The following is a 10270-nucleotide window of genomic DNA, read 5'->3' as shown; positions in this document are numbered from 1 at the left end:
TGGTGGGTAGAGCCTCCCAAAAATCTGGAGCGCCAGGGATGGCGCGACGAAGCCCTACAGGGATGTATTCACGGGCGTTTTTTGGGAGGCTCTACCCACCATGGCAGTCCCCCCAAGCTAGCAGGCTAGGGCCGCAGTCAGAAACCACGACCCAAGCCAAAAGGGTCACCCCCCAAGCTTGCGAACAAGAATCTCATTAAACAGCTTGGGATTCCCCTGACCTTTGGAGGCCTTCATCAGAGGCCCCATGAAACCCCCAAGCATCTTCTTGCGCTTCTTCGGGTCTTCCTCGTTCTGATACTGCGCCACCTGATCCGGCATGCCCGCCAGAACCTCGTCTACCATGGCTTCCAGGGCGCCGGTGTCAGACACCTGCTTCAGCCCCTTGGCATCGATGATGGCGTCAACGCTGTCGTTCTCACCGGACCACAGCGCCTCGAACACCTTCTTTGCGCCGGCGGATGAAATCGTATTGTCGGCAATCCGTACCACCAGATCGCCCAGCTGAGCACCGCTGATGGGCGAATCGGCAACCGATTTCTCCTCTGCATTCAGGCGCGCAGAGAATTCGCCCTGGATCCAGTTGGCGACCAGCTTTGCGTCTTTGCCCTGGCTGGCCGCTTCTTCAAAGAACGTGGCCAGTTTTGAGTCGCCGCTGAGCAGGCTGGCGTCGTAGTCGTTCAGGCCGTAATGGTCCATAAAGCGGACTTTGCGGGCGTCCGGCAGTTCCGGGAGACTGTTGCGGGCTTCTTCAATGAAGGAATCATCGATTTCTACCGGCAGCAGGTCCGGGCAGGGGAAGTAGCGGTAGTCGTTGGCTTCTTCCTTGGTGCGCATGGAGCGGGATTCGTCACGGTCGCCGTTATACAGGCGGGTTTCCTGCACGATGCTGCCGCCGTCTTCCAGAACGTCCATTTGCCGCTCAACTTCGTGGGCAATGGCCTGCTCCATGAACCGGAACGAGTTCAGGTTCTTGGTTTCGGTACGTGTGCCCAGAGTGTCGGACCCCTTCGGTTTCAACGAAATATTCACGTCGAAACGCATGGAGCCTTGGGACATGTCGCCGTCGCAGATGCCCAGGGATGTCACGATGCTGTGCAGCTTCTTCGCGAAGGCGACGGCTTCTTCCGCGTTGTTCATATCCGGTTCGGTGACCACCTCAATGAGCGGTGTGCCGGCCCGGTTGAGATCCACGCCGGTCATGCCGTGGAAATCCTCATGCAGGGATTTGCCGGCATCCTCTTCCAGGTGGGCGTGGTGAATGCGAACGCGCTTGGTCTCACCGTTCGGCAGATCAATGTCCACGAAACCGGGGCCGACAATCGGGCGCTCCAGCTGGGTGGTCTGGTAGCCCTTGGGCAGGTCCGGGTAAAAGTAGTTCTTCCGCTCGAATACCGAACGGCGCTCGATCTGGGCGTTCACGGCCAGGCCAAACATCACCGCATAGCGGAACGCCTGCTCATTAGGCACCGGCAGAGTGCCGGGCATGGCCAGGTCAACCGCGTTGGCCTGGGTGTTGGGCTCGGCGCCGTAAGAGGTGCTGGAGCCGGAAAAAATCTTGGTCTTGGTGGCGAGCTGAACGTGAATTTCCAGCCCGATCACAATGTCCCACTGCATAGTTGCTCTCTCCTGTAAGGGGCCTGTCCCGGGCTTATTGCGGTTCACGCTGGTGCCAGTCGGTCACCTGCTGGAACTGATGGGCGGCGTTCAGCAGACGCGCCTCGGAGAAATAATCCCCGATTATCTGAAGACCCACCGGGAGACCGTCCACGAAACCGGCCGGTACCGACATGGCCGGTACACCCGCCAGGTTGATGGCGATGGTGAATACGTCTTCCAGGTACATGGTCACAGGATCGCTGGTTTTTTCACCCTGAATAAATGCCGGCGAGGGCGTGGTGGGGCTCATCAGCACATCCACTTCCTTGAAGGCATTGATGAAATCCTGCTGGATCAGCCGCCTCACCTTCTGGGCTTTGAGATAATAGGCATCGAAATAGCCGGCAGAGAGAGCGTAGGTGCCCACGAGAATCCGACGTTTCACCTCTTCACCAAAACCCTTCGCGCGGGAGCGGGTGTAAAGATCCATCAGGTCCTTGGGATCCTCGCAGCGGTAGCCATAGCGTACCCCGTCAAAACGGGACAGGTTGGCGGACGCCTCTGCTGGAGCAATTACATAGTAGGCAGCAATCGCGAGCTTCGCGTTTGGCAGCGACACCTCTTTAACGGTGGCGCCCAGTTTCTCGTATTCCTTTACTGCGTTGCGAACCTGCTGCTCCATCGCCGGGCTTAGCTGATCGCTGAAATATTCCCTGGGCAGGCCGATTCTTAAACCTTTTAGGGGCTCGTTCAGCGTGGCGGTGTAATCCGGCACCTCGCGGTCAATAGACGTCGAGTCCTTCGGATCAAAACCTGCCATCACATTCAGCATCAGCGCATTATCTTCTGCTGTGCGAGCCATAGTGCCGCCCTGGTCGAGACTGGACGCAAAGGCAATCATCCCGTACCGGGACACCCGGCCATAAGTCGGCTTCAGGCCAGTAACACCACACAGTGCCGCCGGCTGACGGATCGAGCCGCCTGTATCCGTGGCGGTAGCCGCCGGAATCAGTCGAGCGGCAACCGCCGCAGCCGACCCGCCAGACGAACCGCCCGGCACCCGCTTGTTGCCTTCACTCAGGCCCCAGGGGTTGGTCACTGCGCCAAAATAACTGTTCTCGTTGGACGACCCCATGGCGAACTCGTCCATGTTGGTTTTGCCCAGGCACACCGCACCGGCCTGGCGGAAATTCGCCGTAACGGTGGCATCATAAGGCGGAACAAAGTTCTCCAACATCTTCGAACCGCAAGTGGTCCGAACGCCGTTGGTACAGAAAATGTCCTTGTGCGCAAACGGGATCCCCGTCCAGGGCGTCGCATTCCCCGCCGCACGCTGGTCATCCGCGACCCGGGCATCGGCCAGGGCCTGCTCTTCGGTCACGGTAATAAAGCTGTTGTACTTCGAATCTTCCCGCTTGATGCGGTCGAGGAACTCCTGGGTCAGCTCCACGCTGGAAACCTGGCCGCTCTCCAGCTCCCGGGAAAGCTCTGCTACGGATTTGTTATGCATGACTTGTCCTTTCACTCAATCACTCTGGGAACCAGATAAAGCCCGTTCTCGGTAGCCGGCGCAATCGCCTGGAACGCCTCACGCTGATTGGTCTCGGTTACCTCGTCAGCGCGCAGGCGCTGCACTGCATTCAGCGGATGGGCCATGGGCTCAACCGAATTGGTGTCGGCAGCACCCAACTGATCCACCAGATCCAGGATGTTGCCCAGATCCTTCTCCAGAGCCGAAACCTGCTCGTCATCCACACGAATGCGGGCGAGCACAGCGACTTTCTCAATGTCCTCACGGGAAATGGTCACGCATTGCCTCCCAGATAAATGAAATGTCATTAATAAATGTTTTGAAAAAAGAGGGCCGCTCTGAACTGCGGGGACGTTCGGAGATCCCTTTTCAAAACTGTAGAGGGCCAAGGATGGCCCGAAACAAGCGCACATGGACGTGCTCGTAGCGTGTTTTGAAAAGGGATCTCCGAGCGGCCCTACACCGAAGCCGGAAAATCAGGTGGACCATGGTAACAGATTCGAACAATGGCGGGAGGCCCCAGCCCATAAGGTAAATGTGTGAACCGTAAGGCTTGAGGCCCGTTAGCGCCTTGCCTGCAGGGGTGCTCACTGCTAAAGTTGCCGCATCTTTTCTTTGCGACTGCAACTCTCAGGTTGAAACTACACGAATGTTGATAAAAAGACTCCGAGGCATCTTCTCCAGCGATCTGTCCATCGACCTGGGCACCGCCAACACCCTGATCTACGTGCGTGAGCGCGGAATCGTGCTGAACGAGCCCTCGGTAGTGGCCATTCGCACCAACAACTCTCAGAAAATGGTTGCCGCTGTCGGCGCTGAAGCCAAGCGCATGCTCGGCCGTACACCGGGCAACATCACCGCTATCCGCCCCATGAAAGACGGCGTGATTGCAGATTTTGTGGTAACCGAAAAAATGCTCCAGCACTTTATTCATAAGGTGCATGAGAACAGCTTCATTACCCCGAGCCCGAGAGTGCTGGTGTGTGTTCCCAGCAAGTCCACCCAGGTAGAGCGCAAAGCCATTCGCGAATCCGCCCTCGGTGCTGGTGCCCGGGAAGTCTTCCTGATCGAAGAGCCCATGGCCGCCGCCATTGGTGCCGGTCTGCCGGTTGAAGAAGCCAGCGGCTCCATGATCGTGGACATTGGTGGTGGTACCACCGAAATCGCCATTATCTCCCTGAACGGCATCGTCTACGCCGAGTCTGTGCGGGTTGGCGGTGACAAATTCGATGAAGCCATCGTTACCTACGTGCGCCGCAACTACGGCAGCCTGATCGGTGACTCCACCGCCGAGCGTATCAAGCACGAAATCGGTTGCGCATACGAAGGCCTCGAAATCCGCGAGATCGATGTGCGCGGTCGCAACCTCGCCGAAGGTGTGCCCCGGGCATTTACCCTCAACAGCGAAGAGATTCTCGACGCGCTGCAGGAATCCCTGGCGCAGATCGTTCAGACCGTCAAGAGTGCTCTGGAACAGTCTCCGCCCGAGCTGGCGTCCGACATTGCCGAGCGCGGTATTGTTCTGACCGGCGGCGGCGCACTGCTGCGCGGGCTGGACAAACTGATCAGCGAGGAAACCGGCCTGCCGGTGATTATCGCTGAAGACCCGCTGACCTGTGTGGCCCGTGGTGGCGGCAAGGCGCTGGAAGTGATTGACCGGGGTGGCATCGGAATGTTCTCCCAGGAGGGATAATCCTGTGGGGAGGGCTCGCCATTAAAACCATCTTTGTCCAGGGGCCTGTTCCCGGCTTCAGACTCCTCATTGTTCTTCTCGTATCGGCAGCCCTGGTGGTTGCCGATGCGCGTTTCGACAAGCTCTCAACGGTGCGAAGTACCATTGCAACCGGTCTGGCACCCGTGTACTGGCTGGGGAATGCGCCCTACGAATTTTCCGACTGGTTCGCCGGGCTGTTTGAAAATAAACAGGATCTTCAGGAAGAGAATGAAGATCTCCGGGCTCGTTTGCTGATCCTCGAGCGTCGCGCCCTGAAATACGCCGCGCTTGCTTCCGAGAACAACGAGCTGCGCCGCCTGATGAACTCATCAGAAGTATTGGATGACCGCGTCATCGTTGGCGAGGTGGTCGGTGTCTCCCCGGATCCCTTTTCCCACGAAATTATTATCAACAAAGGGCGCAGTGACGGCTTGTCGCCGGGCCAGGCCATTCTGGACGCCCATGGTCTGATGGGCCAGGTGGTGCAGAGCAGCCAGATTACCTCCCGCGTCTTGCTCGTCTCCGACAGCAGCCACGCCGTTCCGGTGGAGGTTGTGCGTAACGGTTTGCGCGCCATCCTGCTGGGTACCGGCGATACGGATACCCTGGATCTCGTTCATGTGCCGGATACGGCGGATATTCGCGAGGGCGACCTGCTCGTCAGTTCCGGTCTTGGTGGCCGTTTTCCGAGGGGCTACCCGGTCGCGGAAGTCAGTCGAATATCCAAAGAGCCGGGCGAACCTTTTGTCTCCATTGAAGCCACACCCAAGGCGCAACTCAACCAGAGCCGTCTGGTGCTGGTAGTATTCCCTGCGGAAAATGCCGCGCCGATCGAAACCGACGAGGGTGAGGACGCATCCGCTGCCAACGTCGCCGAAGATGCCAGCCAGGGAGGGCAGGACTGATGTTGTCCGTAATCAGCTATCCGGTCTTTGTGCTTTCCGTGATCGTTGCCCTGGTGTTCAGTATTTCCCTGTTTCCTGTGGGCTGGTTCGAGTTCCGCCCGGAGTGGTTGGGGCTGGTTGTTTTCTACTGGACATTCCGGGCTCCGGCCCAGTTCGGCATCCTGCTGGCCTGGTGTCTGGGCCTGCTTCTGGATGTGCTGGAAGCCACGCCTCTTGGCGTGAATGCCATGGCGATGGCCTTGATCGCTTTTCTGGTGCTTACTATCCACCAGCGTTTGCGCATGTATCCAATGCCCCAGCAGTGCCTGATGGTGTTCCTGTTGTTGGGCATCAATCAGATGCTGGTGCATTTTGTAAAGCAATTGCTGGGGGCTGATGATGCTGGCTTCAGCTACCTCTGGCCGGCCCTGACCAGCGCCCTGGTATGGCCGGTATTCTGTATCCTGCTGGACAACATTAACCGCAAACTGGGTTAGCCATGCCATCAATCATTCTCGCCTCGGCTTCGCCGCGCCGGGCGGAGCTGTTGCAGCAAATCGGCCTGAATTTTTCGGTTCGTCCGGCGGACATCGACGAAACACCGGAGCCCGATGAATCCCCGGAACGCTATGTGGAACGTTTGGCCCGGGAGAAGGCGCTGGTTGTGGCTGGGTCCTCACCGGAATGCCTGGTTCTGGGGTCGGATACTTCCGTGGTGCTCGATGGCGAGATACTCGGTAAGCCGATAGACCCGGCCGATGCCCGGGAAACCCTGGTCCGCCTCTCCGGTGCCACCCACCAGGTCATGACTGCCGTGGCGCTGGCCACTGAAGGGCAATGCCAGTCGGTTCTGGTCAATACCGAGGTTTGTTTCAGGGAGCTTTCGGAAGGAGAGATCGAAGCCTACGTGGCCAGCGGCGAACCCATGGACAAGGCCGGGAGTTATGGAATTCAGGGCCTTGGTGGTATTTTTGTTAATGAGCTCCGGGGTAGCTACAGTGCCGTGGTTGGTCTGCCGCTGCAGGAAACCGCCGCATTGCTGGCTGGTGCCGGTTACCCGGTCTGGAAAAACTGGCCGCGCAGTCTGGAGAGCCAAACATTATGAGCGAAGAGATCCTGATCAACGTCACCCCGGTGGAAACGAGGGTGGCCCTGGTTGAAAACGGCATGCTGCAGGAAGCCTATATAGAGCGCACCAGCAGGAAAGGCATTGTCGGCAACATCTACAAGGGCAAGGTGGTGCGCGTTCTACCGGGCATGGAAGCGGCGTTCGTCGATATTGGTCTGGAACGGGCCGCATTCATTCATGCGTCCGATGTGGTTCCGAGTCAGTCCAATGGCGATGAGCCCGCCGATATTCCCAAAACCGTTCCCGATATTCGAAGCCTGCTTCGGGAAGGGCAGTCACTGGTCGTCCAGGTTACCAAGGATCCGATCGGTACAAAGGGGGCCCGCCTGACCACCCAGCTTTCAATTCCGTCGCGGTATCTGGTGTTTATGCCAGGCGTCAGCCACGTTGGTATTTCGCAGCGAATTGAGGACGACACCGAGCGGGCTCGGCTGAAAACGCTCGTTGAGGAGGCCGCCGCCGAGGATCCGGATGTTCAGGGCGGCTATATTATCCGGACGGCCGCGGAAGCGGCGTCACCTGAGGATCTGATTGGCGACATGGCTTATCTGCACCGGTTAAGTCAGTCCATACACGAGCGAATTGCCCGGGTTCAGGCGCCGGCGGTTGTGTATCAGGATCTGCCGTTGTTCATTCGCACCATCCGTGACCTGATCCGGCCCCAGACCGAAAAGGTGCGTATCGACAGCCGCGAGAGTCATCAGCGGGTGATGGAGTTTGTCGAGGAGTTCGTTACGGAATTTGCCGACAAGGTCGAGTACTACCCGGGCGAGCGCCCTATATTTGACCTCTACTCGGTCGAGGACGAAATCCAGAAGGCCCTGAGCCGAAAGGTCCAGCTCAAGTCCGGTGGTTATGTGATTATCGACCAGACCGAAGCCATGACCACGATTGATATCAATACCGGGGCGTTCGTCGGGCACCGGAATCTGGAAGAAACCATCTTCAAGACCAACCTGGAAGCGGCTCGGGCCATCAGTCGTCAGCTGCGCCTGCGAAACCTGGGCGGCATTATCATCATCGATTTTATCGACATGGAAGATCCCGAGCACCAGCGCCAGGTCCACCGGATGCTGGAGAAGATGCTGGAGCGGGATCACGCCAAGACCAAGATCACCGGCGTCTCCGAGTTGGGCCTGGTGGAAATGACCCGCAAACGAACCACCGAGAGCCTTGGTCAGGTGCTCTGCGAACCTTGCCCCATCTGCGATGGACGGGGTTTTCTGAAAACCACCGAGACCGTTTGCTATGAGGTTTTCCGGGAAATTCTCCGGGTTAATCGCGCCTATGATGCCGAGAGCTATCTGGTGATGGCCTCCCAGAGCGTGGTGGATCGCCTGCTGGATGAGGAATCCGATAACGTGGCCGATCTTGAAACCTTCATCAGCAAGACCATTCGCTTCCAGGTGGAGCCCTTCTACAGCCAAGAGCAGTATGATGTTGTTCTGCTCTGATGCCGGGAAACTGCGCCGGTTACCGGGTTAAGGGGTCTGAATGTCCTCCGCTGACCACGAACCGCCGCTTCCGGAGAACCTGCCCGAGAGCCCTCCGGTTCGGCTTTTGGCGCGGCTCGCCAGCCTGATCTGGTGGATGCTGCTGACACTTCTGGTGCTGCTGGCCTTATACGCCGGTCTTGGCCGCCAACTGACCCAGAATGTGGACAGCTTTCGCGATGATCTGGCTCGTGAGCTGTCAGACCGACTGGGCCATGATGTCAGCATCGGTGGCCTTTCCTCCCAGTGGTACTGGCTCGACCCCGCCTTTACGGCCAGCGACATTCAGGTCACTCACCCTGACACCGGAATTGTCGTTGCCAACCTCCAGCATCTGAATATCCGCTTTGCTGCGCTGGCCTCGCTGATGCGTCTGAGGATTGTCTTTGAGGACTTCCAGGCAGACGGTCTGGAACTGACCGTGAATCAGGAGCGCGGCGGTGATGTTGCGGTGAGAGGCGCAGAAATACCGGAACCGGTCAGCAATCAGTTGCAGGAGTGGCTGGAGCTTGCCGGTGACTGGCTCTCTGATCCTTACGTCAAGATTACACGCGTCAATCTTGGTATCCGGGATAACCAGGGCAACCTGCGCCATCTGGATATTCCCCAGCTGGATCTCGACTACCGCCGTGGATTGTTCCACGCATCCGGCCGTGCCATGCAGTCTGGTACCACCCAGCAGCTGGCCAGTTTTGCCCTTGTGGGCCAGCATTTTTTCCGGGGCGACTTTACCGGCCAGTTGTACCTTGGCGTCGATTCCGGCCGGCTGTTCGACGGACTGGTTGACGAGTACCAGTGGCGATCCCTCCGGGTGGAAGGCTTCGATCTTGGCGGGGAAGCCTGGCTTACGTTCCGCAACGGTTTGCTGCAACAGGTGACCGGTACGGTGCGGACCCCCTATCTGCAGTTGGGTGTTGGCTCTCAATCCCTGGCGCCACTGGAAGACATCCGCGCGAGATTTGGCTGGCGTCGCCACGATACGGTGATGACCGACGAGACTGTGGTCGAATCCGGGGCCTTCGCCCTTGGCGAGTGGCATCTGAAGCAGCTCCAGTGGACCTGGGACGGCGATGTGGTTTCACCTTTCAGTCTGAGGCTGGCGCCGTCGGAGGGAGGCATGTCCGTCATTGCCGACGCGCTTCCGCTTGCGCCCACACGTCGCCTAGCAGCGCGGCTTCCGTTATTGCCGGAGCGTGCACTCCGGGCCCTTCAGGACTATCGGCCCGGTGGCTTTCTGGACCAGTTGAGAATCTTCTTCCCCGAGGGCGCCCCGGAAGACTTTCAGCTTTCCGGCCGGTTGCGTGACGTCAGTGTTCGGGCCCACGGCGGCGCGCCCGGCGTTACCTCTGTAAACGGAGACATCGCTCTGGACCGGCAACGAGGCTATGTCCGGATTGCCGCCGGCGAGTCGCCCGTTTCTCTGGATTTTCCCCAGCTTTTCGGGGGCGCCTGGTCATTCCCCGTACTTGAGGGCGAAGTGGCCTGGCTGCTGGATGGCGCTATTACCCGTGTGTTTTCGGATGGCGTACGGATGCGTTACGGCGAGGCCACCGAACTGGACGGTGCTTTTGACCTCAGGATGGATCGAGAGGGTGAGGACAATCTGGGGCTCAAAGTGTCGGTGAAAAACGGCAACGCCGACATGCTGGCGGATTTCGTTCCGGTTAAGGCGGTAAACCCCGGTTTGTACGATTGGCTCACGACCGCCATTCTCAAGGCCAATATTACCTCAGGGACGTTTTTTGGCCATGGTCAGATAGGTTCTGGTGCACCCCGGGGCTCCTTCGTCACCTCAATGATCTATGAATTCGAACAGGCATCTGTCCGCTACGATGACGCCTGGCCAGAGGTCACGGGTGCCCGGGGAAGTGTCAGGGTTCACAATGGCGACACGCTGGTCCGACTCGAAGCAGGTCAGAC

General features: G+C 58.6%; 9 protein-coding genes. 6 read left to right on the top strand and 3 right to left on the bottom strand.

Features of this window, described 5'->3' with window-relative positions; translation table 11 throughout:
- Positions 1-165: 165 nt before the first annotated feature.
- The 3 genes from gatB to gatC are packed head-to-tail and all read right to left on the bottom strand — an operon-like array spanning position 166 to position 3408.
- Complete coding sequence (gatB, locus tag B2W52_RS04660) at positions 166-1617, bottom strand: Asp-tRNA(Asn)/Glu-tRNA(Gln) amidotransferase subunit GatB (protein WP_008170130.1); 1452 nt, start codon at positions 1615-1617, stop codon at positions 166-168.
- Positions 1618-1651: 34 nt separating this feature from the next.
- Entirely contained in the window at positions 1652-3109 is a 1458-nt protein-coding gene (gene gatA / locus B2W52_RS04655) for an Asp-tRNA(Asn)/Glu-tRNA(Gln) amidotransferase subunit GatA (protein ID WP_273072423.1), read from the bottom strand.
- Between the two features lie 11 nt (positions 3110-3120).
- Positions 3121-3408: an Asp-tRNA(Asn)/Glu-tRNA(Gln) amidotransferase subunit GatC gene (gatC, locus tag B2W52_RS04650; RefSeq protein ID WP_273072421.1), complete on the bottom strand. Its 288-nt coding sequence runs from the start codon at positions 3406-3408 to the stop codon at positions 3121-3123.
- Positions 3409-3782: 374 nt separating this feature from the next.
- Between gatC and B2W52_RS04645 the strand changes: the two genes are divergently transcribed.
- The 6 genes from B2W52_RS04645 to B2W52_RS04620 all read left to right on the top strand — a co-directional run.
- Positions 3783-4823 carry a rod shape-determining protein gene (locus tag B2W52_RS04645; RefSeq protein ID WP_008170134.1) on the top strand — a complete coding sequence of 347 codons (1041 nt, stop codon included), beginning with the start codon at positions 3783-3785 and terminating at the stop codon, positions 4821-4823.
- A 29-nt stretch (positions 4824-4852) separates the two neighbouring features.
- Positions 4853-5749, top strand: coding sequence for a rod shape-determining protein MreC (mreC, locus tag B2W52_RS04640; RefSeq protein WP_082220538.1), 897 nt, complete (start codon positions 4853-4855; stop codon positions 5747-5749).
- Positions 5749-6225, top strand: coding sequence for a rod shape-determining protein MreD (mreD, locus tag B2W52_RS04635; protein WP_053112679.1), 477 nt, complete (start codon positions 5749-5751; stop codon positions 6223-6225). Before mreC ends, mreD begins: the two co-directional genes overlap by 1 nt.
- A gap of 2 nt (positions 6226-6227) precedes the next feature.
- On the top strand, positions 6228-6833 hold the full coding sequence (locus B2W52_RS04630; RefSeq protein WP_273072419.1) for a Maf family protein: 606 nt from the start codon (positions 6228-6230) through the stop codon (positions 6831-6833).
- Positions 6830-8311, top strand: coding sequence for a ribonuclease G (gene rng, locus B2W52_RS04625; RefSeq protein WP_053112677.1), 1482 nt, complete (start codon positions 6830-6832; stop codon positions 8309-8311). Before B2W52_RS04630 ends, rng begins: the two co-directional genes overlap by 4 nt.
- A 40-nt stretch (positions 8312-8351) precedes the next feature.
- The coding region (locus B2W52_RS04620) for a YhdP family phospholipid transporter (protein WP_286801595.1) at positions 8352-10270 on the top strand (1919 nt) is incomplete at its 3' end.

Origin of the sequence: Marinobacter sp. UBA2498, assembly GCF_002341575.1 — a bacterium.
Classification (GTDB): Bacteria; Pseudomonadota; Gammaproteobacteria; order Pseudomonadales; family Oleiphilaceae; genus Marinobacter; species Marinobacter manganoxydans.
The sequence above is the reverse complement of the archived record's forward strand: the minus strand, read 5'-3'. Positions and strand labels throughout refer to the sequence as shown.

Bases quoted from the DNA above. Each gene is read 5' to 3' on its own strand.
- gatB (WP_008170130.1), bottom strand. From the start codon at position 1,617: ATGCAGTGGGACATTGTGATCGGGCTGGAAATTCACGTTCAGCTCGCC.
- gatA (WP_273072423.1), bottom strand. From the start codon at position 3,109: ATGCATAACAAATCCGTAGCAGAGCTTTCCCGGGAGCTGGAGAGCGGC.
- mreD (WP_053112679.1), top strand. From the start codon at position 5,749: ATGTTGTCCGTAATCAGCTATCCGGTCTTTGTGCTTTCCGTGATCGTT.
- B2W52_RS04630 (WP_273072419.1), top strand. From the start codon at position 6,228: ATGCCATCAATCATTCTCGCCTCGGCTTCGCCGCGCCGGGCGGAGCTG.
- rng (WP_053112677.1), top strand. From the start codon at position 6,830: ATGAGCGAAGAGATCCTGATCAACGTCACCCCGGTGGAAACGAGGGTG.